This is a genomic window from Shewanella metallivivens, assembly GCF_028750675.1.
Taxonomy (GTDB): domain Bacteria; phylum Pseudomonadota; class Gammaproteobacteria; order Enterobacterales; family Shewanellaceae; genus Shewanella; species Shewanella metallivivens.
In genome coordinates, this window is record NZ_JAQQPZ010000005.1 from 239,075 (window position 1) to 264,061 (window position 24,987).

Here is a 24,987-nt window from a genome sequence, read left to right on the forward strand (position 1 = left end):
TTATGGCAATAATGCGCTCACTCCGTCTAATCTTCTGACCATTAAGAGCTTACATAATGCGAATATCCAAAGTCATCTTAGTTGCTTGCGGTTTATTAGTCGGATTATATCTTTTAGTGATGTTAACACTGAGTCAGAGCCTACATGCATTTAATCGCGACAACAGCAATGTTAATTTGCAGCAACTCGATCAACGTGATGTGATTAGATTAGATAACCATTGGGCTAATTGGTTGTTACATTACGATATTGTCAAAGATGAGCAAAATACCTATGCCGTATTATCAAAAGCTGGATTTCAATTAAATGCGGTTAGCCTGAATCACATCTTTAGCAACGTCATATTATTCAGTAATGTGCCATTATTGTTATTGGGCGGGTTTGCCATTGGCACTCCTTTTTATATTACCCGCAGACAACAGAAAAAACTCGATGCTTCACTTGAAGTGGTCAACAACGAAACCAATAAGCTACTGGCAGCCTTTAATATCACGCCTCCAAATGTTGAACAGCAAAATACCATTTCGAAACTGAGCTTGGCTCTAATAGAGCTCAACAAACAAATACATGATCAACAACATAAAAATTTTATTAGCCAACATCAAGACAAACTCACAGGACTCATTGACCGACATGCCTATTTACATCACTTACAATCGCAGCTAGAACAAGCTCAAGTATTAAAGAAAAGGCAAGCCCTGTTATTTATTGACCTCGATGGCTTTAAGCAAGTGAATGACTCGTTTGGCCACAGCTTTGGCGATGAAGTATTAATTCAAGTAGCCCAACGTCTTACAACTGTCATACGCAATCGTAAACTAAATCACTTGGCCGCTTCGTTAGGGTTAGAGTTAAATTTGTCGCGACTTGGGGGGGATGAATTTTCAATTTTTATTGAAAATCTTAATGATGACAATTTAGCCATTGAAGTTGCGCAAAATGTATTACAAGAAATTGAAGGTGATTTTGTACTCGGCAACAAATTAATTAAAATTGGTGCCAGTATTGGCATTGCAGTTTATCCTGACAGCGCCGCCAACCCTAATACATTATTACAAATGGCCGATGTGGCTATGTACCGTGCTAAAACCGATGGCAGAGGTATTTACCGCGTTTATTCGCCTGAAATGGGCAATAAGATGCGTCGCTATCATTATTTACTTGAAGAAATGCGCCTAGCAATGGCAAGTCATAGTTTTAGTTTGTCGTTTCAGCCCATCGTGAATGTCAACGATTTTAGTATCGATTACTTTGAATGCCTCGTACGTTGGCACCATCCGATTGAAGGCTCTATCCCTCCAGCCGAATTTATTCCTATTGCTGAAGACTCAAACTTAATTTTAGAGTTAGGTAATTGGATTTTATTAGAAGCTTGTCGTCAAATGGCGGCTTGGTACAACGCCGGAATGAATAAAGTGAGGATATCAGTCAATATCTCAGGAGTACAGTTATCGCATATTCCACTGTATGACTGGGTTATGGACACAATCAATAAAGTGGGATTACCAGCCAAAGCCTTATTACTCGAAATCACCGAAACGTGTTTTATTGAAGCGTCAGAAAAAGTGATTGCTGACTTAGAAAAGCTTCGTGAGTCAGGTGTGCTGATTGCCATTGACGATTTTGGGACAGGTTTTAGTTCGTTATCAACCTTAGCCAATTTACCTGTAGATGTCATTAAAATTGATAAGCTGTTTATCGACCAAGCTAATATTAACCCCAAGTATGAAAAGATTTTAAATTCCATCAGTGACTTAGGTAAAACGCTCGATCTTAAAATTGTTGCAGAAGGTGTTGAGACCGCGCCGCAATTTGAATTAGTTAAAAAACTCGGTATTGATTGCATTCAAGGTTATTTAATAAGCCGCCCAGAAACCTCAAAGGATGTAGGCAGTAAAATGATAAGCCAAAATATTAACTATATCGCAATGACGGGGACTGGGGTATATGCCCCTCAAGCTGACAAAGCTGCTCCTATCGTACAAATAAAAGCGGGTTAACTGGAGGGCTGTATTTGCAACAGATGAACAATAATTCGCTGGCAATGAGTATTAACATCAGCCGTATCAATACAGACATTGGTACCTTTAGGGTTGACGCTAAAACTAAGATGACCAAGATACTTTCAATAATCTCAATTGACATACTCAGCACTGATGGCTGGGAAGCATTGATTATTGATATCGATGCACCATGGTACCAAACTGTAGTTAAGGCATGTGAGCGACACCTCCAACAACAGCAACAGCAACAGCAACAGCAACAGCAACAGTAGTATCATAAATGTATACAAACAATAAACCCCAGCAATGCTGGGGTTTATTAGGCTAACGACAATGCATTTTAAGGCATCATTGAAGGCTGATCAGCACCTTCTTTTTCAATCTCTACAGGTAGCATGTGCTCACGGTTAATACCCAATTTAATGGCCAAGTAACTTGCCACATAAATCGATGAGTATGTACCCACAAAAATACCTAATAACAATGCTGTCGCAAAGCCGTGGATCATGGTGCCACCTTTGAGGAACAACGCAATCACGGTAATCAAGGTCGTACCGGTTGTAATCACCGTACGGCTCATGGTTTGAGTAATTGAGGTATTCACAATTTCTTCGGGTGTACCTTTTCGCATCTTAAGGAAGTTTTCACGAATACGGTCATACACTACGATGGTATCGTTAAGTGAATAACCGACAACCGTTAATAATCCCGCTAAAACAGTTAAATCAAACTCTAACTGTAAAACCGAAAACACCCCTAAAGTCACAATCACGTCATGAGCAAGTGCCGCCACGGAACCCGCGGCTAAGCGCCATTCAAAACGAAATGACACGTAGATGAGGATACAAATTAAGGCAACGATAACCGCTAGGCCACCCTGCTCTGCTAATTCTTTACCTACTTGGGGGCCAACAAACTCAACACGTTTTTGCACTACGCCAGCATCAATTGACTGAGCCGCGGTTAATACAGCCTCAACTTGAGCATCACTCTTCAGTTCCGCTCTAACAGGTAAACGCACTAGCACGTCTCGGCTCGAACCAAAGTTCTGTACTACAGCACCTTCGGCTTCATCCGATGTCATCGTTGCACGCAACGCATTTAAGTCAACAGGAGCAGAGAACTCCATTTCAACGACAGTACCGCCGGTGAAATCTAAACCCCAGTTAATGCCTTGCACACCGAGTGAGACAAAAGAAGCAATTACCAAGATAAACGACATGACACTGATAGGAAATGCATGACGAAGAAAGTCGACTGTATTCTTTACTGAAAATATCTGAAACATATTCAACTTCTCCCTTAGATAGATAATGACTTAACGCGCTTACCACCCCAAATCGCATTCACGATAGAGCGTGTGCCAACAATGGCTGTAAACATCGAAGTCGCGATACCTATCATTAAGGTAACAGCAAAACCTTTCACCGCACCGGTACCCACAGCAAACAGGATTAACGCAGTCATAAAGGTGGTGATGTTAGCATCGGCAATGGTTGAGAACGCATTACCATAACCTTCATGAATCGCTTGTTGTACGCTACGGCCACCTAGAATTTCTTCACGAATACGTTCAAAAATAAGTACGTTACCGTCAACAGCCATACCGACGGTTAACACCATACCAGCAATACCAGGTAGCGTTAACACCGCGCCAGGGATCATCGACATCACTCCCACAACCATGATTAAGTTTGCTAACAATGCAAGGTTGGCAATAAAGCCAAATGCACGGTAGTAAATCATCATGAAGATAAGCACAACGACCATGCCCCACACCATAGCTTGAACACCGTTTTCAATGTTCTCTTTACCAAGGCTTGGACCAATAGTGCGTTCTTCTACAATCGTTACCGGCGCAATAAGCGCTCCTGCACGAAGTAATAACGCTAGGCTTTGTGCTTCGCTGTGTTCAAGACCGGTAATCACAAAATTACGGCCTAAGCGGGCTTGAATTGTAGCAACCGAAATAACCTCTTCAATCTTGGTCATTTTTACGGTGCCATCAGGATTACGTTGACCACTGTCTTTATATTCGATAAACAATGTTGCCATTGGTTTACCGATATTGTCTTTGGTTACGTTAGAGAAAATCGTGCCGCCTTTCGCGTCAAGATTAATCGCTACCTGTGGTCGGCTGTACTCGTCAAAAGTAGGCTGCGCGCCAGTGATATGATCACCGGTTAACATCACTTCTTTTTTCAATACTGCAATACCACCTTCACGGCGTTGGTAGACTTCAGCACCTGCAGGTACACGGCCACTGGCCGCTGCACTGACGTCTGCTTTGTCGTCCACCATGCGAAACTCAATCGATGCCGTTGCACCTAAAATCTCTTTTGCACGAGCAGTGTCTTGCACACCTGGTAGCTCAACAATAATACGTTCAGCGCCTTGACGTTGTACTACAGGCTCAGCAACACCTAGCTCGTTTACACGGTTACGGATCGTTGTGATGTTTTGCTGTAAAGCTTCTTCCTTAATTTGCTTAAGGTATACATCACTCATCGTCGCCAATAATATAAACTCCTTGTCAGTGCTGGCATCGGTATAGACCATGTCGTTACTGCGCGTTTTTAAGTAGTTTTCTGCTTGGCTAACCGTGTCAGCATCACGAAACTTAATCGCAATGCCTTTAGGGGTTTTACGAACACCAGCGTAACGAATGTTTTCTTCACGCAGTTGGCTACGGAAATCAGCCACTTTGGCTTCTTCCATTTTGCGAATAGCTTCGCCCATGTCCACTTCCATTAAGAAATGCACACCACCACGTAAATCTAAACCCAGCTTCATTGGCGACCCACCAACAGCTTCAAGCCATTCAGGGGTTGCTGGCGCAAGGTTAAGTGCTACCGTAAATTTTTGCCCAAGTTGCTCTGCAATGGCTTCTTTAGCCAATAATTGTTGCTCGGCATTTTGTACCCGAACGAGCAATTGTCCGTTTTCAAGCTCAGCACGCTTAATAGCAATACCTTTGCCTTCTAACATTTGCACGACATTGGCTTGAGTTGACGCATTTACTTCAGCACCACGAGTTGCCACAATCTGCACTGCATGGTCTTCACCAAACAGATTAGGTATGGCATAAAAACCACCAATGGCGATGATAAGCACCACCATGATGTTTTTCCACATTGGGTATTTATTTAACACACCATAGCCCTCTTGGCTTATAACGACTGGATAGAACCTTTAGGTAATACCGCGGCGATGTAATCCTTTTTAATGGTAATTTGGTTGTTATCGTTAATCGCAAGTAACACGTAATCACTTTCTTCACTGATTTTTGTCACTTTACCCAAAATACCACCACTGGTTAATACTTCGTCACCTTTTGAAATCGATGCCATCAAGTTTTTGTGCTCTTTAACACGCTTTGACTGAGGACGGAAAATCATGAAGTAAAAAATTAACCCGAACATGACAAGCATAAAAATTAACTGCATGGTTTCGCCACCGGCAGCGCCACCCATTGGGCTTGCATAAGCATTTGAAATTAACATAGTTCTCTCTTCTTATTTGCTAAAATTAATCGACTAACTCAGGTACTTCACGACCAAGACTGGTATAGAACTCCTTCACAAAGGCGTCTAATGTACCTGTCTGAATTGCGCCGCGCAAACCTTCCATCAACATTTGATAGTAACGTAAGTTGTGAATGGTGTTTAAACGCGCACCTAGAATCTCATTACAACGATCTAAATGGTATAAATAAGCACGTGTATAGTTTTTACAGGTATAACAATCACACTTAGCATCTAATGGTGAAGTGTCATCACGGTGACGCGCATTACGGATTTTAATTACCCCTTCGCTGGTAAATAAATGGCCGTTACGAGCATTACGTGTTGGCATAACACAATCGAACATATCAACACCACGACGCACACCTTCAACTAAATCTTCTGGTTTACCTACCCCCATTAAGTAACGCGGTTTATCAGCAGGTATTTGCGGACAAACGTGTTCTAGAATGCGGTGCATATCTTCTTTAGGCTCACCCACAGCTAAACCACCAACGGCATAACCATCAAAGCCAATATCAAGTAGGCCTTTTACACTTTCGTCACGTAAATCTTCGTAAACACCACCTTGGATAATGCCAAACAGTGAATTAGCATTTTCTAAGCGATCAAACTCATCGCGTGAGCGCTTAGCCCAACGCAATGACATTTGCATCGATTTACGCGCTTCATCATGCGTTGCGGGGTAAGGCGTACACTCGTCAAAAATCATCACCACATCAGAACCAAGAGAGTGTTGAATTTGCATCGACTTCTCTGGATCTAAAAAGATTTTTTCACCATTAATCGGTGAACGGAAATGCACACCTTCTTCAGTGATTTTACGAATGTCGCCTAAGCTAAACACCTGAAATCCACCTGAATCAGTCAAAATTGGACGTTGCCAGTTCATAAAGTCATGCAAGTCACCATGCTTACGCATGATTTCTTCGCCTGGACGCAACCACAAATGGAAAGTGTTACCCAATAAAATGTCTGCACCTGTAGCACGCACTTCTTCAGGGGTCATCCCTTTTACAGTACCGTAGGTTCCCACGGGCATAAATGCTGGCGTTTCTACCGTACCACGGTCAAATATCAAACGTCCGCGACGTGCACGACCATCTGTTGTGTCTAATTCAAATTTCATAAATCACCTTGCCAGATAAACAGTCTGACTTGTTTAGTTTCTATAGTAATGAGGGCAAATTTTAATGCTTCAAGGTTAAGAACACATTAAAACATCAAAACGCCCACTGTTTGCGGGCGTTTGTTGGCGGGTATTGTAAATCAATTTCGGGGATTAAGGGGCTTTTTTCGTCACAAACATCGCATCACCATAGCTAAAAAAGCGGTATTTTTGCGCAATCGCATGTTGATAAGCGGCCATGACCTCATCATAGCCAGCAAACGCACTTAATAGCATGATTAATGTCGATTCTGGTAAATGAAAATTAGTGACCATTGCATCGACAACCTTAAACTGATATCCAGGGTAAATGAAGATATCGGTATCGCCGCTAAAGCCACTTAACGGCGCATCACCACAGGCTCGTGCTGCACTTTCTAATGAACGAACTGATGTTGTACCAACGGCAACGACACGGTGGCCATTGGCTTTAGTTTGCGCAATAAGATCGACAACTTCTTGAGAGACATTTGCCCATTCAGAATGCATTTTATGTTCAAGCACATTATCAACACGTACCGGTTGAAATGTCCCTGCGCCTACATGAAGAGTCACAAAAGCAATATTGACACCTTTATCTTTTAAGGCGGCTAACATTGCATCGTCAAAGTGTAACCCTGCTGTCGGTGCCGCCACAGCGCCTGGGGTCTGGTTATAAACGGTTTGATAACGTTCTTTATCAGCGTCCTCATCTGGACGGTCTATGTAGGGTGGCAGAGGCATATGACCGACTTGTTCTAACACTTCTAAAATCGTGTTATCACTCAGTAGTTCTAGTTCAAACAAAGCGTCATGGCGCGCCAGCATTTTCATTTGATAACCGGCGTCTAAGTTGATTAATGCATCCACTTTAGGCGACTTTGAACTGCGAACATGGGCTAAAATTCGTTTATCATCAAGCATACGCTCAACTAAAATTTCAAGCTTGCCACCGGTGGCTTTTTGGCCAAATAAACGCGCAGGGATCACTCGGGTGTTATTAAACACCATCAAGTCACCTGGGTTAACCAATTCGAGTATGTCAGTAAACTGCTTATCGGCTAACTGTCCATCTACACCATTAAGGGTCAGTAGACGCGACGCATTACGTTGTGCAGTCGGATAGCGAGCAATAAGCTCATCAGGAAGGTCGAACGAAAAGTCTGCAACGCGCATAGTAAAATCTCAACAGTAAAAACGGCCGCTAGTCTATGGCGAGCGCAGGTTAAGATCAAGTTTACTGATTACTTTGTCGGCTTTTCTATGGGAGTTTGAGTATAACTGTCGGTATCATCGACTTCATTAACCGTGTTTTGATGTGGCGCTTTATCAGATTTAAACGAATGGATTTCATAGCGCATGTCTATTTGCACTTTATTTCTTTTAGTTGTGCTAGGCCTGCCGAATATTTTTTTTAACCAATCTTTCATCATCCTTGATCCCTAATTTAAGCATTTATTATTTATAATTTCGTACAGATAACTATCTACAATCGACACTACACACATTACTCCATGACATTTGTGTATAAAGCGTTATGATTGAACCTAACAGCTTGTCAACTTGTAATGCTTTGTTACAAACGGCTAGTATCATACTGTAAAATAATAAAATTAGAAGCACAAAATATGAACTTTTTAGCACACTTACATTTAGCAGATATTAGTGATACTCATTTAGTGGCTAATTTGTGCGGTGATTTTGCCAAAGGCAAAATAGAAGATCACCCTCAGCACCTCCAACAAGGCATTTGGTTACATCGTCAAATCGATCAAATTACCGATAGCCATGAAATTATTATTGATTTGCTTAAACAATTCCCAAAATCATCTCGCCGAGTCGCGCCAATACTCATCGATTTAGTGTTTGACCATTATTTAGCATTCTATTGGGAAGAGTATCATCATCAAGATCTCAATATTTTTTGCCAAAAAGCGTATCAAGAACTTAATACGACCAAAGAATTACCCGCCACGTTGCAAGCAATTGCTCCAAAAATTATTCAACAAGATTGGTTAAGCAGTTACCAAACAAGGCAAGGTTTAGAACAAGCGATTCAAGGGGTCAGCCGCCGATTATCTAAACCTGATTTATTTGACCATGCGATCCGTGATGTCGATAAACTTTATGTTGATATCGAAATTGCCTTTAGAACATTTTACCCACAGTTAATGGCATACAGTAAAATATACAGCCGTAAAACACCCGAGCAATACTTACCAAATGCACGAGGGTAATTAAGCACATAATATGCCTATCTGGTTAACAGGGTTTATAAACGCGGCTAAAACGAGAGTAATGTCTGCCCGTTTTTGGTTAATGACACTGCGTGATGTATTGCTATTAGCGGCAGTACTGTTTGCAATTGCCAGTTATCTACAGCGAGACATGCACACAGGCTCAGCGTTTCCTATCACTAGTCAATTAATCGACGGCAGTCATGTGTCTTTATTTAACACTCGACAACAAGCAGACACAAATAAGGCCACATTGGTGTATTTTTGGGGTACTTGGTGCCCAATATGCAAGGTCACCTCGCCTATGGTCAACAGCGTCGCTAACACTCAAGATTATCGTGTTATTTCGGTGGCGGTTGCCTCTGGTTCAAATGCCGACATAAACACATTTATGCAGCATAATGATTACCAGTTTGCGGTTATCAACCAATCTACAAATGGTCACCATTTAAGCCAACAATGGGGGGCCACCGCTTTACCTTCGATATACATCATTGATAACCAAAATCAAATCCGCTTTGTGACATCAGGAGCCACCAGCAGCTGGGGCATGTCATTACGCCTGTGGTTAGCGAGCCTGTAATTATTGATGGAGAATAATCGGCCATCAAACAAGTCATATATGTCACGTTCCCGTATCCATACCACCTGATAATCCGAGTTGACGCTATCTTATTTTCGTTACTGAACAAATTTTGTTAGTATGCGCGCGTAACCAATCAAGCAAAATCTGCGTTTATTAAAGAGACAATCTCACCATGCACATCTTTACTTATCAACCACCCTCAATCCCTTGGTTGGACATCCGTTATAAAGACCGTGATATTATTGTGATTAATAAACCTTCTGGATTGTTATCAAATCCAGGACGCTCGCCAGACACCCATGACACAGCCATAACTCGCTTACAGCAACGTTATCCAGAGGCCATTTTAATCCACCGCTTAGATTGTGATACGTCGGGTATCATGATTTTTGCGCGAACCAAAAAAGCTGAGTCGCATCTAAAAACTCAGTTTCAAAATCGCCAAGCTAAAAAAGTGTACATCGCAGAGGTACAAGGGCATATGCAAACATTAACAGGTAAGGTGAACTTTGCGTTAGGGCCCAACCCTGACACACCGCCCTTTCAAATGCTTAGCGAGACAGGTAAAGCAGCACTCACTTATTACAGAGTACTTGAACAGCGTGCACAAACAACGCTGATGGAACTCAAACCTCATACTGGCCGCACCCATCAACTCAGAGTGCACATGCTTGCGCTTGGTCATCCTATTTTGGGCGATGAATTTTATGGGGACACTGAAACGATACAAGCCAGTCATCGCCTGAACTTACATGCGCAATCATTAACCATTTCGCACCCATATACCCAAGTTGAAATGACTTTTTTCAGCCAACACCCATTTTAAAAAAAATGCCGGCACCATAGTCATCCTATGCACCGGCATTGTTGTACTAATAACGCTTTTAACTTGCTTGAGCAGCCTCTTTTGCCTCAGCAGCTTCACAAGCTGCTGCAGTAAAGATAACGTCAGTTGAACTGTTTAACGCAGTTTCTGCAGAGTCTTGAATCACACCAATAATGAAGCCAACAGCCACAACTTGCATTGCAACATCGTTAGAAATACCAAACAGACTACAGGCTAACGGGATTAATAATAATGAACCACCCGCGACACCCGAAGCACCACAAGCCGATACTGATGCGACTACGCTCAGTAACAGTGCCGTCATAAAATCGATAGGGATGTTAAGCGTATGTGCAGCAGCAAGGGTTAACACAGTAATCGTAATCGCTGCACCGCCCATGTTAATCGTCGCGCCCAATGGGATAGATACTGAGTAAGTGTCTTTGTGTAACTTAAGCTCTTCACACAACGCCATGTTTACCGGAATATTGGCTGCACTTGAGCGAGTAAAAAATGCCGTAACTCCGCTTTCGCGTAGGCATTTAAGTACTAGCGGATATGGATTACGTTTAATTTTTACATAAACAATAATCGGGTTCACCACTAAAGCAATAAACAACATTGCGCCCACTAACACGGCAAGCAATTGGGCATAACCTGCAAGCGCTTCAAAACCAGTTTCGGCAAAGGTTGCGGCAACTAAACCAAAAATACCGATTGGGGCTAAGCGGATCACAAAACGGACAATGTTAGACACAGAATCACTTAAGTCAGCCAACATTTGTTTAGTGCTGTCGCTAGCATGATGCATAGTAATACCTAAACCCGCACCCCATACTAGAATACCAATGTAATTTCCTGTGAGTAATGCATTAACTGGATTATCAACAATTTTAAACAGTAAAGTATTAAGGACTTCTGTAATACCTTGAGGCGGATTAGAGCCTTCAATACCGGTTGCTAACAATAAGGTTGTAGGGAACGCAAAACTGAAAATAACGGCCGTCAATGCCGCTGCAAAAGTACCAAAAAGATACAAAGCAATAATTGGACGCATGTTGGTATGACTGTCTTTCTTTTGGTTAGCAATCGATGATGCAACCAATACAAATACCAGCACGGGTGCGATGGCTTTTAGCGCGCCGACAAACAGCGCCCCTAAAAATGCCACACTGTGTGCACCGGTTGTTGAAACGCTGGCTAAAATCACACCCAAGATGATCCCGCCAATAATTTGTAGCACTAAGCTACCACTAGCGATTCGAGCTAGCAGTGATGTTTTTTGATTCATTGTTTAACCTATGATTATTATATTAATGGCTTTTTATTCGTTAGTGATACCGCTGAGTCATGCCGAGGTTAAAACGGTAGTACGTTATAAAACAACTGTCGTCATTATATAAATGGGATACAACCTAACCAATATTCCTGAAAACACTTATGTTGTTGGCATCCTTGTTAACAATGTAACTCAACATAAGCTAAATAATCTGTTTTCAGAGATAACGTTATTACATGACTCCGAGGCCAACACTTAGTGCGATGCACAAAAAAGCCTTGTAGCTATATATCAGGATGGAACACAAGAAGTCTAGTGCTGAACTCAAATGAATAAAAAAATTCAGCTATTGCTGCTTTAATACACATTAAATGAGGCTTTCGTAAGAGGATGAAAATAACTTGTTAAACATGTTGAATGTAAAAACCATCAGAAAATATTGTATTTTTTACTGAAAATTAAACAAAGCATTAATGTTTAAGCTGAGCACCACGCAGCATGGCTTCAATAAGCTCTTTAGCATCAAATTTGGTTAATGCCTCATTAGCCCCCACCTGTTTAGCTTGGCTAACACTGATTTCACTCGAAAGTGAAGTATGCAAAATAATATAAGCATTGGCTAGTTGCGGGTTATTTTTCACTTCAAATGCTAACTCATATCCATCAAGACCTGGCATTTCAATATCGCTCACCAATAAATCAATTGGCTTGCCTAGCTTTGCCCCATCTTGCATCATTTGTAGCGCGTCACGACCATCTGAAGTCACCTGATAACCAATATTGATTGAGTCTAATGCGTCGGACAATTGCTTACGCGCCACTTTTGAGTCATCAACCAATAATATTCGCAGTGGTTTAAGTTTTTCACGTTGAACATCGGTCAAAATTGCGCGATTTGTGACGGGGTCACCAGGGAATATTTTCGATAACAGTAACTCTACATCCAGCAGTTGTACTAATTGATCATCAAATCGAGTGACACCCGTTAAAAAAGCATTTTTACCTAAATTATCTGAAGGCGCCTCAATGTTGCGCCAGTTACATTCAATGATTTTATCGATAGCACGTACCAAGAATCCAATCACCATGCGTTGGCAGTCAGTAATAATGATGTAACAGTCTTGACGTTCTTGCTCTTTAACAGGCTTAAAGCCGATAGCGGCTGCCATATCAATAACAGGAATCGTCATGCCTCGAATGGTCGAAGCCCCCAAGATAGCAGGATGAGAGTGAGGAATTTTAGTGAGCGGTGTAACTGGAACTAACTCACGAATTTTTAAAGTACCAAGCGCAAACTGTTGAGTGTGGTTCAACTTAAAAAGCAATAAACCTTGCGATTGATTCGCTTTGCTCATTTTTGGGCTCATCGTTTCACCTTGTAAGACTTTATTTTTTTACTATAGCATTTATCGTCACACTTAAGCGTGTCTTTAGCCTGATCAGATCACAATATAAGCAATTGCCTATAAAGGGTATCTGTTATACTTAAAAACATACAAAAACAAAGGGAAACATCATGATGTTTCCCTTTGTTGATTACTTGTAACGATACAGACTTAGTTCGAAGCAGACTGTAACTCGTAAAGTACATCATAAACAAATTGATCCCAACCATCTGCATCAAAGGCTAAACCACTGGCATTTCGTACCTGGCTAACCGCATGAACCGGAGCGGCACCGTTTTCCATCATATAGTAAGCCATGACCATTTCTGTTCGGTTTATCCCTGAACGGCAGTGCAATAAAACAGGAACATTGGCATTTTCGCACTCACGAATAAAGGCTAATACTTGCGGTAAAATTTCGGCACATACCGTTAAATCTTGCGGCTTGGGTGGTATGTTATCGGGTAAGTTAAATACCTTATGTTTTATACCGAGTTGTGCCATTGCAGCAGTATCACAACCTTCAGCATTATTTAATGAAGCTATCGCGCCAAAACCGGCTTGCTTTAACTCTGCTAAGTCCCATGCATCTTTATTTGGACCACTTCGCCCAGCGATTTGTCCATCAACTAACCAAAAAATATGTTTCATAATACCTACTACTCTGGTTTTTTAGCCCAAATATCTACATTAATTGGGGGTAATTTCTTACGCTTTTTTTTACCCATACCTTCAGGTTTGGCTACAGGCTTTGGCTGTTCCAAGACATTATCTGGTGTAATGTCGTCGGCTTCAAATCCGCTAACTTGTTCACGTTCAAGACGAATTTTGTTCTTTTTCTCAATAACAGAGAAATGATGATACTCATCATGCGATAACAAGGTCAATGCTAAACCCACCTCACCTGCACGTCCACTTCGGCCAATGCGGTGCATATAATCTGCTGGACTGCGCGGTAAGTCAAAATTAATTACAACAGGCAGTTTTTCAATATCCAAACCACGGGCTGCAATGTCGGTGGCAATCAACACCTGTATCTCTCCTGCTTTAAAGCTTTCAAGTACCCGACTTCGCGCACCTTGTGCTTTATCACCATGAAATACCTCTGCACTAATACCGCGCTTTGCTAATTTTTGCGCTAAATGATTACAGCCATTTTTTGAACTCACAAAAATCAATACTTGGCGCCATTGATACTGTAGAAGTAAATGAGCCAGTAACGCGGTTTTTTTCTCGCGATTCACGGTCATCACTCTCTGCACTAACGTACTCGCCTCAGCGCTTTGTAATTGCACTTCTAGTGGGTTATTTAGCAAGCTTTGAGTTAATTGACGCACTTCTTCAGGAAAGGTAGCAGAAAACAATAAGGTTTGTTTTTTCTTAGGCAGCATGGCTATCAACTGCGCGAGCTCTTCAGTAAACCCTAAGCTGAGCATTCTGTCTGCTTCGTCGAGAACCAATGTTGAAACAGAGGATAATTTAACGGCGTTAGATGAAATTAAATCAAGTAAACGCCCTGGCGTTGCAACAACAACATCAGCACCACCACGTAAGGCAAGCATCTGTGTATTAACAGACACGCCACCAAAAGCGGCTACAATTTTGATATCACCATTTAAATGAACCGCATAAGACTTAAAACTATCAGCAACTTGTTTAGCCAACTCACGCGTAGGCACTAATACTAATGCGCTAACAAAGTTACCTTTAGTCGATAAGCCACGGTTACGATCCATTAGCTGCTGCAATATTGGCAAAGCAAACGCCGCGGTTTTACCCGACCCGGTATTGGCTCCCGCCAGTAAATCTTGACCAGATAAAATACTGGGGATGGTATGGGATTGTACTGGTGTAGGCTGTAAATATTGAAGCTCGGCCAACCTAGCCAGCAACGGAGTGTGCAGACCAAATTCAGCAAAGGTGGTAGCTAATGAAGCTTGTGTCATGGATCAAATGCGCTCAACAATGGGTAACAATCGGACATTTTACCGCACTTTAGTGCATCAGTCAGATAAATTACCTAACTTTATTGTGTCGTCTCTAAGTTAAGAAGCCATTGTTTCATGTCTAACCCATAAGCATACCCTGTTAGCTTACCGCCTTTACCAATCACCCGATGACATGGAACGATAATCGCTATAGGATTGGCGCCATTTGCTGCCCCAACCGCACGCACAGCTTTTGGTCTACCAATGACATTGGCAATATCGCTATAGCTACATTGTTGGCCAAATGGTAGCTCACTCAACGCTCGCCACACTTGTTGCTGAAACTCGGTCCCCTTAGGAGCTAACGGTATATCAAAGGTTTGTCTAGTACCGGCAAAATATTCTGCTAATTGCACCACGGTGTTTTTAATGTGTTGTTGAGCCTGTAAAGACGCTTCATTTGTAGCAGACAAGAGGCTGACTGAAGATTCAATCTCAACTATAGGGTTAAGTTGAGCCAAATCATAAACTTGCAAATGTGTCAGACCATGCTCTGAAGCTTTTAGTGACAGCAGCCCCACAGGGCTAGACACGAGCGATTGTACTTGAGGTATAGACATCTTTTTATTCTTCTATTGAATTGAGGGGATTATTATCCCACAACTGAAACGTTAAATAGCTGCCCCAAGGGCTAACTTGTTGGCTAATGTGTTTGGCAATTTGACTATAGGACTTAGTTGACTCAATCGGACGCTGTGCCAATTGATGCAATGCATATAGCTTATTTTTGATCACTAAATCTGTCGTTAAAAACACGTCTGGCTCGCTAAGCCCTCGCATTTGTGCATAAGCCACAGTCCATGGACCAATCCCTTTAACCGACAACCAATCTTGTGGAGTTGAGTCTGGGTATTGGGCAACGTACTGCCCAAGTGCGTTTAAAGCTAACTTACGTGCACCAGGCATTTTTAATTCATTGAGCGATGCTTGGGCTATCGCCGTAGGTGTCGGGAATAATCGCCACGTTTTACCATTCAGACTCAGCGCTTCACCATAGTGTTTTACTAAGGTGTTGAGTAATTTAGTGGCTTGTTGCACGCTCACTTGTTGGCCTAATACTGCTCGACATGCAGCTTCAAACACATTACCAGTTCCAGGGATCCTAAGGCCAACATCGATATTAGCCCCAAGTGAAGTCATTGGCAGGAGAGCCTGTTCAATAACTTGCATATCGGCGTCAAGATCGAAAATGGCACGAATTTTCAGAACGACTTTGTGTAAATGCTTAATGTTTTGAGCATTAACAAAATAAATACACACATCTAACTGAGGTTTATTGTGATTGTGCTTAGCAACAAAAACACCATTAATACCATCAAATGAAAAACTGCGCATATAGCCGTCATCACTAATCGCCTCCATATGCTCCACTTGACGAAAAGCATAAAACTGCAACATCTTGGGCCAATTTAGTGGTGGCCTATACGCCAAGGTTAACGTAATAGGGTTAACGGACATCAATGGATTATCACTTGTCACTTGCTTAGTAATAATTGAATGACTTTGCTTACGGATAGCCGAGGGCGTTAGCTGCAAGTGTTGCTGAAACACTTCATTAAAGCGCCTAATACTATTAAACCCCGCGGCCATCGCGATGTCGGTTATCGACAAAGAGGTTTGATGCAATAACTGTTTGGCAAACATCAATTGCTGATATTGGGCAAAACGTTTTGGCGAAGTCCCTAATTGCTGATTAAACAATTGGCTCAAATAACGACTCGTTATACCTAATTTTTCAGCAAGTTCAGTTATTGACGCGGCATTATCACCATTAAGAAAACCTTGCTCAATTAACGTTAATGCTCGATGAAGAGTGGTCTGGGTACCGCGCCACGCATTGGAGCGTGGTGCGCTATCTGGACGACAACGTAAGCACGGTCTCAACCCCGCATTAGCGGCTTTAATGGCGGAGTCAAAATAGCGGACGTTTTTTTCATGCGGCGCTGGTGCAGGGCAAATAGAACGACAATAAATACCTGTAGTGAGTACGCCGGTAAAAAATTGGCCATCAAAACGAGCATCGCGACTCAAACGAGCTTGCTGACACACTTGCGGTGTAATATGACAATCTACTGATTTTTGCTCACTCGCCATCTGCTCTCCAAGGTCCTGTATCATTGCAGGTTAACGCTTAGCATAAGATCCATATTGCGCTAAAAAGTGCTTTTTTACGTATCGACAGACTTTACCTAAATGACTGCGTTGCGACTAGCGGAAAACGGAACTGAATCGTTTTATAACTTCATTAGTAGATTAATAGTAACAATTTAACGCATTACATTTGACGTATATACGCTATCCTAGCAGCAGAAACCTCACTATGGATGATAGAGCATTAGATGTTTAAATTTTTTGAATCCTTAACACAACCGTTACCGCCAGAAGAGCCGACACAACCGCCCAAAACCTTATATGCATTTTGTCGTCATTATACTCGCGGCTTTGGCAAACCTTTAATTGTAATGTCGATATTAACGGCCACGCTAGCGATATTAGAAGTGTCATTATTTGGCTTTATGGGTAAGTTAGTCGATTGGTTAGTCACTAAAAACCCACAAACCTTATGGCAAGACGAGCACGTTACCCTCATTAGTATGTCTGTGATTGTGTTAATTGTAATCCCATTGATTGTCTGGCTGCATGCCTCAATCGTGCATCAAACATTATTGGGTAATTACCCGATGGCCATTCGCTGGCAGGCTCATCGTTACTTACTTAAACAAAGTATTGGCTTTTATCAAGATGACTTTGCAGGCCGTGTTGCCACCAAAGTAATGCAAACCTCATTAGCGGTGCGCGAAACCGTCATGAAGCTATTAGATGTATTGATGTACATCCTAATTTACTTCACCTCAATGCTAGTGATGATTGCCAGCGCCGACTTACGGTTAATGTTACCTATGCTGGTGTGGCTATTTGCCTATATTGCAATCCAATGGAAATTAGTGCCTAAATTAAAGGCCATTTCAGCCAAACAAGCTGATGCCCGCTCAACCATGACGGGCCGAATTGTTGACAGTTATACTAATATTTCTACTGTTAAATTATTCTCTCACACTAAGCAAGAAGCAGATTATGCCCGCGATAGTATGAGCCTGTTTTTAGACACTGTTTATGGCCAAATGCGTTTAGTCACCGTGATTAACGTAGCAGTACAAATCATTAATTATGTATTAGCATTTACCATTGCTGCGGTATCAATTTGGCTTTGGGCAGATAACGCCATTACCGTTGGTGCTATTGCCGTCGCCGTCAGTTTAGCGCTGCGTTTAAATGGCATGTCTCAATGGATCATGTGGGAAATTAGTTCACTCTTTGAAAACATTGGTACGGTTACCGACGGGATGAATACCTTATCAAAACCCATTGCGATTGAAGATAAACCAGACGCCAAAGATATTATGGTTGATCAAGGTAAAATAGACTTTAATCAAGTGAGTTTTCATTATGGTGAGAAAAAAGGCGTTATTGAGTCATTAGATCTGCACATCAAGCCTGGAGAAAAAGTAGGACTAGTGGGGCGCTCAGGCGCAGGGAAGTCGACATTAGTTAATTTATTAATGCGTTTTCATGATGTTGAACAAGGGCAAATTCTTATTGATGATCAACCCCTAACCGATGTCACCCAAGACTCATTGCGCGCCAATATCGGTATGGTCACCCAAGACACGTCGTTATTACACCGTTCTATTCGTGAAAATATTCTGTATGGTGACCCTCACGCTAGCGAAGAACAATTAATGGCCGCCATTACCCAAGCGCAAGCATTTGACTTTATCGATACCTTAACCGATCCCTTTGGAAATAAAGGCTTAGATGCACAAGTAGGTGAGCGTGGTGTTAAGCTGTCTGGTGGCCAGCGTCAGCGTATCGCAATTGCCAGGGTGCTGCTCAAAAATGCACCTATATTACTGCTCGATGAAGCCACCTCTGCACTCGATTCTGAGGTAGAGGCGGCAATTCAAGAGTCGTTATACGAACTCATGGAAGGTAAAACGGTTATTGCCATTGCGCATCGATTATCTACCATTGCGGCAATGGATCGCTTAATTGTATTAGACCAAGGTAAAATTGTAGAACAAGGCACCCACCAAGAGTTGATTAAAGCCAATGGTATTTACTCACAACTTTGGGCCCATCAAACAGGTGGTTTCTTAGGGTTGGATTAAAGTCGTCACTTACTTAATAGAAGCCATTCAATTTGAGTGGCTTTTTTATGGCCGAAAATCAAGAAAGTTAAAAAAATGAGATCGCAAGAAGCAATATTAGAACGCTCTATACAAGATTAAGTGAGCAAAATAAGTTTGCAGTTGTCTAAGAAAGATAGTAGCGGGATTAAATTAGAAGGTATAACAAAGATATGGTGGTCGCTACTGGGCTCGAACCAGTGACCCCCTCCTTGTAAGGGAGGTGCTCTCCCAGCTGAGCTAAGCGACCTGGGATATAACGCAGAACAAATTTATGTTATAAAAATTGATATGGTGGTCGCTACTGGGCTCGAACCAGTGACCCCCTCCTTGTAAGGGAGGTGCTCTCCCAGCTGAGCTAAGCGACCTGGGAATATCAATATATGAAACATGCAAAATATGGTGGTCGCTACTGGGCTCGAACCAGTGACCCCCTCCTTGTAAGGGAGGTGCTCTCCCAGCTGAGCTAAGCGACCTGGGATATTTTACGATTGAGTCCAACACATTTTTTTAGAGAAATGGTGGTCGCTACTGGGCTCGAACCAGTGACCCCCTCCTTGTAAGGGAGGTGCTCTCCCAGCTGAGCTAAGCGACCTGGGACTCTACACATCATTTATCAGATTACATGGTGGTCGCTACTGGGCTCGAACCAGTGACCCCCTCCTTGTAAGGGAGGTGCTCTCCCAGCTGAGCTAAGCGACCTGGGATGTAATCAACATAAGAATATCTTCATCAATGAAGATATGGTGGTCGCTACTGGGCTCGAACCAGTGACCCCCTCCTTGTAAGGGAGGTGCTCTCCCAGCTGAGCTAAGCGACCTCATGCTGTGTGGGGCCGTATTATAGGGGGCAAGTAAAACCTGTCAACGCTTTTTAATTAAAAAAATGCTAGTCGGACTAAAATTGTTCGCTTTGACGCTTTGTTAATCAACAGATTGGCCTAATCTTAATTAAAAATAAATACCGGTTCGATTTCTTAATTTACTCATTATTAGCTAATAGCATTACGCCCTATAGTGCGTCACAATGGGTTAATACGAAGTAGGCATACTACAAGTCAATTTAGGCGCTTATCCGCACAGAAAAACTAAAATCTGTCTTAGGTTTGAGTGCGCACCATTTCAACTACCGAGTTTGGCTGTTAGAATAGCGCCACATTTTTGTTTGTCTTTATTTAGACGTTTATAAATAGGTTAGTGTCCGATTATGACTACTAAGACGCGTTTTGCTCCAAGTCCAACTGGTTTTCTTCATGTAGGTGGTGCTCGTACTGCACTTTATTCATGGTTACATGCTCGTGCTAACAACGGTGAGTTTGTCCTTCGTATTGAAGACACCGATATTGAACGTTCAACTCAAGAAGCCTGCGATGCCATTCTTGATGGTATGAACTGGTTAGGACTAACTTGGGATGAAGGCCCGTATTACCAAACAAAACGCTTTGATCGTTACAATGAAATCATAGATCAAATGCTGAACAACGGTACCGCTTATAAATGTTATTGCTCACGTGAACGAATAGAAAGCATGCGTGAGGAACAAGCAGCACAGGGCTTACAACAAAAGTATGATGGCTGCTGTCGTAACTTGGCTCCACGCGATACTGACGAACCCTTTGTTATTCGTTTCAAAAATCCAATCGAAGGTAGCGTAGTATTTGACGATCATGTCCGCGGCCGTATCGAAATTTCAAATGATATGCTTGACGATTTAATCATTAAGCGCACTGATGGTGTGCCAACCTATAACTTCTGCGTTGTTGTTGATGATTGGGATATGGGGATTACTTGTGTTGTACGTGGTGAAGATCATATCAACAACACGCCACGTCAAATCAATATTCTTAAAGCATTAGGTGCGCCAATTCCTGAATACGCTCATGTATCGATGATTTTAGGTGATGATGGTGCCAAATTATCTAAACGCCATGGTGCTGTTGGCGTAATGCAATACCGTGATGACGGTTATTTACCAGAAGCACTGTTGAACTATCTTGTTCGTTTAGGTTGGTCACATGGCGATCAAGAAGTGTTTTCAATGGAAGAGTTAAAAACACTGTTCAAATTAGATGATATTAACAAAGCGGCTTCTGCATTTAATACTGATAAGCTAGTTTGGTTGAACCAACACTATATTAAGTCACTTGATCCAGCTTATGTCGCATCACACTTACAGTGGCATATGGATGATCAAAAGATTGATACCAGCAACGGCCCTGCTCTTGCTGATATCGTCACCGCATTATCTGAACGCGCTAAGACCTTAAAAGAGTTAGCCGCTTCGAGTCGTTATTTCTACGAAGACTTTGATCAGTTCGATGAAGCTCAAGCGAAAAAACACCTTCGTGGTGTCGCATTAGAACCATTAACATTGTTCAATCAGAAATTAGCTGAGCTGAATGACTGGAGTGTTGAAGCCATTCACCAAGTGATCGAGGCTACGGCAACTGAACTTGATGTAGGTATGGGTAAAGTCGGTATGCCTTTACGCGTCGCGGTTACAGGTGCGGGACAGTCTCCAGCATTAGATTTAACCTTGTTCTTAATTGGAAAAGAAAGATCTGCACAAAGAATATCCAAAGCGATTGAATTTGTAGCAGATAGAATAAATTCCTAAAAAACGAGTTGACACTTTTGGGTATGCTGCATAGAATGCGCCTCGCAGTTGAGACATGACATCAGTTAATTCTGGTTGCATATCCAAAAGCATTAAGTAAGAAAGGGGTTATAGCTCAGCTGGGAGAGCGCTTCGCTGGCAGTGAAGAGGTCCACGGTTCGATCCCGTGTAGCTCCACCACTTACTTAACAATCTTTAAGTAGATAAAAGCATTGATGTTTAGCCTACAGGCATTGATGAGTATTCGCTCGATACAGAGTATAACGTATCAACTGTGTCCCATTCGTCTAGAAATAGAGCTTAGGACATCGCCCATTTTGGTTTATAAAGAGTCGGTGGTAACAGGGGTTCGAATCCTTGTTGTTTTGTAGCAATTAGCACCAATGTTTAGCCTACAGACATTGATGAGCATTCACTCGATACAGAGTATAACGTATCAACTGTGTCCCATTCGTCTAGAGGCCTAGGACACCGCCCTTTCACGGCGGTAACAGGGGTTCGAATCCCCTATGGGATACCACTTTTTTTGAGTGGTTGACTGTAAAGTTAACGATTCGATAGCATTGATGTTTAGCCTACAGGCATTGATGAGTATTCACTCGATACAGAGTATAACGTATCAACTGTGTCCCATTCGTCTAGAGGCCTAGGACACCGCCCTTTCACGGCGGTAACAGGGGTTCGAATCCCCTATGGGATACCACNTTTTTTGAGTGGTTGACTGTAAAGTTAACGATTCGATAGCATTAATGTTTAGCCTACAGGCATTGATGAGTATTCACTCGATACAGAGTATAACGTATCAACTGTGTCCCATTTGTCTAGAAATAGAGCTTAGGACATCGCCCACTTTGGTTTATAAAGAGTCGGCGGTAACAGGGGTTCGAATCCTTGTTGTTTTGTAGCAATTAGCACCAATGTTTAGCCTACAGGCATTGATGAGCATTCACTCGATACAGAGTATAACGTATCAACTGTGTCCCATTCGTCTAGAGGCCTAGGACACCGCCCTTTCACGGCGGTAACAGGGGTTCGAATCCCCTATGGGATACCACTTTTTTTGAGTGGTTGACTGTAAAGTTAACGATTCGATAGCATTGATGTTTAGCCTACAGGCATTGATGAGTATTCACTCCCTTACGGAGTCTAAACGTAAGACCGGCGTCCCATTCGTCTAGAGGCCTAGGACACCGCCCTTTCACGGCGGTAACAGGGGTTCGAATCCCCTATGGGATACCACTTTTTCTTGAGTGGTTGACTGTAAAGTTAACGATTCGATAGCATTAATGTTTAGCCTACAGGCATTGATGAGTATTCACTCGATACAGAGTATAACGTATCAACTGTGTCCCATTCGTCTAGAGGCCTAGGACACCGCCCTTTCACGGCGGTAACAGGGGTTCGAATCCCCTATGGGATACCACTTTTTTTGAGTGGTTGACTGTAAAGTTAACGATTCGATAGCATTGATGTTTAGCCTACAGACATTGATGAGTATTCACTCGATACAGAGTATAACGTATCAACTGTGTCCCATTCGTCTAGAGGCCTAGGACACCGCCCTTTCACGGCGGTAACAGGGGTTCGAATCCCCTATGGGATACCATATTATTCAAGTTTTAGTTTTTATTAGCTAGAATTTGGGGCTATAGCTCAGCTGGGAGAGCGCTTCGCTGGCAGTGAAGAGGTCCACGGTTCGATCCCGTGTAGCTCCACCATTAAATTGGTATTCGTACATATTGATATGTATTCGAAACAAAAAACCACCTCATGGTGGTTTTTTTGTGCCTATTAGAAATATGATTTTAAGCGATATCATCCCAATTTCGCTCTACACCAGCAACATATCGCACGGCTCAGGTATCTAGCAAATCAATTCACGATATCAACACACCTAAAAAATGAGAGCGTAATAACACCAACCTCAATTGTGTGACATTCCACCCATAGGTACAATTATTTTGTGTGACATCCCACACAAACCACTATATCAACATATGCACACTTAAATTAAAGTTAATAACTATCATGAGGTTACAAAAAATTAACATTGTGGCCTACAGTTTGCTATGTCTATATATCCTCATAACGCGTTTATGGAGTGCTTGTTCTGGAACAAGTCTTCACCGTGAGGAATATATAACACTAAAAAAAGGAAGCTAAACCTCATGAAAAAATCGACCCGTACCCTAACTCACACATTTAAATCAATTGCAAAGTTCGCCACTGCCGCTTCAATACTGACAGCAAGCTTTAATGTATTTGCAGAACCTGTAGAAATTAAATTTTCACACGTTGTTGCAGAAAACACCCCAAAAGGTCAAATGGCCCTTAAATTTAAAGAGTTAATAGAACAACGTTTACCTGGAGAATATATTGTTAACGTATTTCCTAACTCGCAATTATTTGGCGACAATAATGAACTGGCAGCATTGCTTTTAAACGACGTACAGTTTGTTGCGCCATCACTATCAAAATTTGAACGCTACACAAAAAAACTGCAAATTTTTGATTTACCTTTCTTGTTTGAAGACATGGACGCGGTTGACCGTTTTCAACAATCAGAATCTGGCCAAAAACTATTAAATGCGATGAACCGTAAAGGTATCGTAGGTTTAGGTTATCTTCATAATGGCATGAAGCAGTTTTCTGCCAATGACCCACTAAACTTACCTAAAGATGCTAACGGCAAAAAATTCCGCATCATGGCATCAGACGTTATTGCCGCTCAATTTGATGCAGTAGGCGCTATCCCTGTTAAAAAGCCATTTTCAGAAGTATTTACCTTACTGCAAACTCGCGCGATTGATGGTCAAGAGAATACTTGGTCAAATACTTATTCGATGAAATTCTACGAGGTGCAAAGTCACATTACTGAAAGTAACCATGGTGTTTTAGATTACATGGTTGTGACATCAAATACCTTCTGGAAAGGCCTTCCTGCTGACAAACGTGCTGTCTTTAAATCTTCTCTTGATGAAGCGATTGCCCTTGGTAATAAAATTGCTTCAGAAAAAGGCAATGAAGACAAACAAGCTATTCTTGATTCAAACCGTTCACAACTTGTGACCTTAACACCAGAAGCTCGTCAGCAATGGGTTAATGCAATGAAGCCTGTTTGGGCGAAGTTTGAAGATCAAATTGGTAGAGATATGATCGATGCAGCACAAGCAGCAAACACTAAATAGTCTTAATCCTTAATCCTGTAC

The 24,987-nt window shown here is 42.0% G+C and carries 20 protein-coding genes and 14 tRNA genes; 16 read left to right on the plus strand and 18 right to left on the minus strand.

Translation table 11 applies throughout. The features are described from left to right. Positions 1–56 precede the first annotated feature (56 nt). Both PQR79_RS09130 and PQR79_RS09135 read left to right on the plus strand, forming a co-directional pair. On the plus strand, positions 57–2,000 hold the full coding sequence (locus PQR79_RS09130) for a putative bifunctional diguanylate cyclase/phosphodiesterase (protein ID WP_238107559.1): 1,944 nt from the start codon (positions 57–59) through the stop codon (positions 1,998–2,000). 23 nt (positions 2,001–2,023) lie between these two features. Beyond that, entirely contained in the window at positions 2,024–2,275 is a 252-nt protein-coding gene (locus tag PQR79_RS09135; protein ID WP_274408455.1) for a hypothetical protein, read from the plus strand. 68 nt (positions 2,276–2,343) lie between these two features. Here PQR79_RS09135 and secF read toward each other — a convergent pair whose 3' ends face one another. From secF to PQR79_RS09165, 6 genes are all read right to left on the minus strand, one after another. Further along, positions 2,344–3,291 carry a protein translocase subunit SecF gene (secF, locus tag PQR79_RS09140; protein WP_238107557.1) on the minus strand — a complete coding sequence of 316 codons (948 nt, stop codon included), beginning with the start codon at positions 3,289–3,291 and terminating at the stop codon, positions 2,344–2,346. Positions 3,292–3,305: 14 nt separating this feature from the next. Beyond that, positions 3,306–5,156 (minus strand): protein translocase subunit SecD, encoded by a 1,851-nt coding sequence (secD, locus tag PQR79_RS09145; protein WP_238107556.1) that lies wholly within the window; start codon positions 5,154–5,156, stop codon positions 3,306–3,308. Positions 5,157–5,173: 17 nt separating this feature from the next. Next, positions 5,174–5,506: a preprotein translocase subunit YajC gene (gene yajC / locus PQR79_RS09150; protein ID WP_160055628.1), complete on the minus strand. Its 333-nt coding sequence runs from the start codon at positions 5,504–5,506 to the stop codon at positions 5,174–5,176. A gap of 25 nt (positions 5,507–5,531) precedes the next feature. Then, entirely contained in the window at positions 5,532–6,656 is a 1,125-nt protein-coding gene (gene tgt / locus PQR79_RS09155; RefSeq protein WP_238107555.1) for a tRNA guanosine(34) transglycosylase Tgt, read from the minus strand. Positions 6,657–6,809: 153 nt separating this feature from the next. After that, positions 6,810–7,850: a tRNA preQ1(34) S-adenosylmethionine ribosyltransferase-isomerase QueA gene (queA, locus tag PQR79_RS09160; RefSeq protein ID WP_238107554.1), complete on the minus strand. Its 1,041-nt coding sequence runs from the start codon at positions 7,848–7,850 to the stop codon at positions 6,810–6,812. Between the two features lie 68 nt (positions 7,851–7,918). Then, positions 7,919–8,107 carry a hypothetical protein gene (locus tag PQR79_RS09165; RefSeq protein ID WP_238107553.1) on the minus strand — a complete coding sequence of 63 codons (189 nt, stop codon included), beginning with the start codon at positions 8,105–8,107 and terminating at the stop codon, positions 7,919–7,921. 195 nt (positions 8,108–8,302) lie between these two features. Here PQR79_RS09165 and PQR79_RS09170 point away from each other — a divergent pair, with 195 nt between their 5' ends. The 3 genes from PQR79_RS09170 to PQR79_RS09180 all read left to right on the plus strand — a co-directional run bounded on the left by PQR79_RS09170 (position 8,303) and on the right by PQR79_RS09180 (position 10,323). Continuing rightward, positions 8,303–8,911: an acyl carrier protein phosphodiesterase gene (locus PQR79_RS09170; RefSeq protein WP_238107552.1), complete on the plus strand. Its 609-nt coding sequence runs from the start codon at positions 8,303–8,305 to the stop codon at positions 8,909–8,911. 61 nt (positions 8,912–8,972) lie between these two features. Next, the gene (locus PQR79_RS09175) at positions 8,973–9,494 is read left to right on the plus strand and encodes a protein disulfide oxidoreductase (RefSeq protein WP_238107551.1); all 522 of its coding nucleotides are present in this window, start codon (positions 8,973–8,975) and stop codon (positions 9,492–9,494) included. A gap of 175 nt (positions 9,495–9,669) precedes the next feature. Beyond that, positions 9,670–10,323: an RluA family pseudouridine synthase gene (locus PQR79_RS09180; RefSeq protein ID WP_238107550.1), complete on the plus strand. Its 654-nt coding sequence runs from the start codon at positions 9,670–9,672 to the stop codon at positions 10,321–10,323. A gap of 58 nt (positions 10,324–10,381) precedes the next feature. Here PQR79_RS09180 and sstT read toward each other — a convergent pair whose 3' ends face one another. The 6 genes from sstT to PQR79_RS09210 all read right to left on the minus strand — a co-directional run bounded on the left by sstT (position 10,382) and on the right by PQR79_RS09210 (position 17,069). Then, positions 10,382–11,614 carry a serine/threonine transporter SstT gene (gene sstT, locus PQR79_RS09185; protein WP_238107549.1) on the minus strand — a complete coding sequence of 411 codons (1,233 nt, stop codon included), beginning with the start codon at positions 11,612–11,614 and terminating at the stop codon, positions 10,382–10,384. 458 nt (positions 11,615–12,072) lie between these two features. Next, on the minus strand, positions 12,073–12,969 hold the full coding sequence (locus PQR79_RS09190) for a chemotaxis protein CheV (RefSeq protein ID WP_274408456.1): 897 nt from the start codon (positions 12,967–12,969) through the stop codon (positions 12,073–12,075). Positions 12,970–13,158: 189 nt separating this feature from the next. Next, the gene (locus tag PQR79_RS09195; RefSeq protein ID WP_188921291.1) at positions 13,159–13,638 is read right to left on the minus strand and encodes a protein-tyrosine phosphatase family protein; all 480 of its coding nucleotides are present in this window, start codon (positions 13,636–13,638) and stop codon (positions 13,159–13,161) included. 8 nt (positions 13,639–13,646) lie between these two features. Continuing rightward, complete coding sequence (locus tag PQR79_RS09200) at positions 13,647–14,933, minus strand: DEAD/DEAH box helicase (RefSeq protein ID WP_238107547.1); 1,287 nt, start codon at positions 14,931–14,933, stop codon at positions 13,647–13,649. Positions 14,934–15,013: 80 nt separating this feature from the next. Next, on the minus strand, positions 15,014–15,535 hold the full coding sequence (locus tag PQR79_RS09205) for a methylated-DNA--[protein]-cysteine S-methyltransferase (protein WP_238107546.1): 522 nt from the start codon (positions 15,533–15,535) through the stop codon (positions 15,014–15,016). Between the two features lie 4 nt (positions 15,536–15,539). Further along, entirely contained in the window at positions 15,540–17,069 is a 1,530-nt protein-coding gene (locus tag PQR79_RS09210; protein ID WP_238107545.1) for a DNA-3-methyladenine glycosylase 2 family protein, read from the minus strand. A 245-nt stretch (positions 17,070–17,314) separates the two neighbouring features. Between PQR79_RS09210 and PQR79_RS09215 the strand changes: the two genes are divergently transcribed. Next, entirely contained in the window at positions 17,315–19,144 is a 1,830-nt protein-coding gene (locus tag PQR79_RS09215; protein WP_238107544.1) for an ABC transporter ATP-binding protein, read from the plus strand. Between the two features lie 192 nt (positions 19,145–19,336). Here PQR79_RS09215 and PQR79_RS09220 read toward each other — a convergent pair. From PQR79_RS09220 to PQR79_RS09245, 6 genes are all read right to left on the minus strand, one after another. Next, a tRNA-Val gene (locus PQR79_RS09220) sits at positions 19,337–19,412 on the minus strand. 42 nt (positions 19,413–19,454) lie between these two features. After that, positions 19,455–19,530: transfer RNA gene (locus PQR79_RS09225), tRNA-Val, on the minus strand. A gap of 32 nt (positions 19,531–19,562) precedes the next feature. Then, positions 19,563–19,638 (minus strand) — tRNA-Val (locus PQR79_RS09230). Positions 19,639–19,681: 43 nt separating this feature from the next. Continuing rightward, positions 19,682–19,757, minus strand: a tRNA-Val gene (locus PQR79_RS09235). 31 nt (positions 19,758–19,788) lie between these two features. After that, positions 19,789–19,864 (minus strand) — tRNA-Val (locus PQR79_RS09240). A gap of 42 nt (positions 19,865–19,906) precedes the next feature. Next, positions 19,907–19,982: transfer RNA gene (locus PQR79_RS09245), tRNA-Val, on the minus strand. 386 nt (positions 19,983–20,368) lie between these two features. Between PQR79_RS09245 and gltX the strand changes: the two genes are divergently transcribed. From gltX to PQR79_RS09295, 10 genes are all read left to right on the plus strand, one after another. After that, complete coding sequence (gltX, locus tag PQR79_RS09250) at positions 20,369–21,778, plus strand: glutamate--tRNA ligase (protein ID WP_238107543.1); 1,410 nt, start codon at positions 20,369–20,371, stop codon at positions 21,776–21,778. Between the two features lie 104 nt (positions 21,779–21,882). After that, positions 21,883–21,958, plus strand: a tRNA-Ala gene (locus tag PQR79_RS09255). 264 nt (positions 21,959–22,222) lie between these two features. Continuing rightward, positions 22,223–22,298 (plus strand) — tRNA-Glu (locus tag PQR79_RS09260). Positions 22,299–22,405: 107 nt separating this feature from the next. Then, positions 22,406–22,481: transfer RNA gene (locus tag PQR79_RS09265), tRNA-Glu, on the plus strand. 275 nt (positions 22,482–22,756) lie between these two features. Continuing rightward, a tRNA-Glu gene (locus PQR79_RS09270) sits at positions 22,757–22,832 on the plus strand. A gap of 109 nt (positions 22,833–22,941) precedes the next feature. Continuing rightward, a tRNA-Glu gene (locus PQR79_RS09275) sits at positions 22,942–23,017 on the plus strand. Between the two features lie 108 nt (positions 23,018–23,125). Beyond that, positions 23,126–23,201, plus strand: a tRNA-Glu gene (locus PQR79_RS09280). A 107-nt stretch (positions 23,202–23,308) separates the two neighbouring features. Then, a tRNA-Glu gene (locus PQR79_RS09285) sits at positions 23,309–23,384 on the plus strand. Positions 23,385–23,420: 36 nt separating this feature from the next. Then, a tRNA-Ala gene (locus tag PQR79_RS09290) sits at positions 23,421–23,496 on the plus strand. Positions 23,497–23,946: 450 nt separating this feature from the next. Then, entirely contained in the window at positions 23,947–24,966 is a 1,020-nt protein-coding gene (locus tag PQR79_RS09295) for a TRAP transporter substrate-binding protein (RefSeq protein WP_238102950.1), read from the plus strand. The last annotated feature ends 21 nt before the right edge of the window (positions 24,967–24,987 follow it).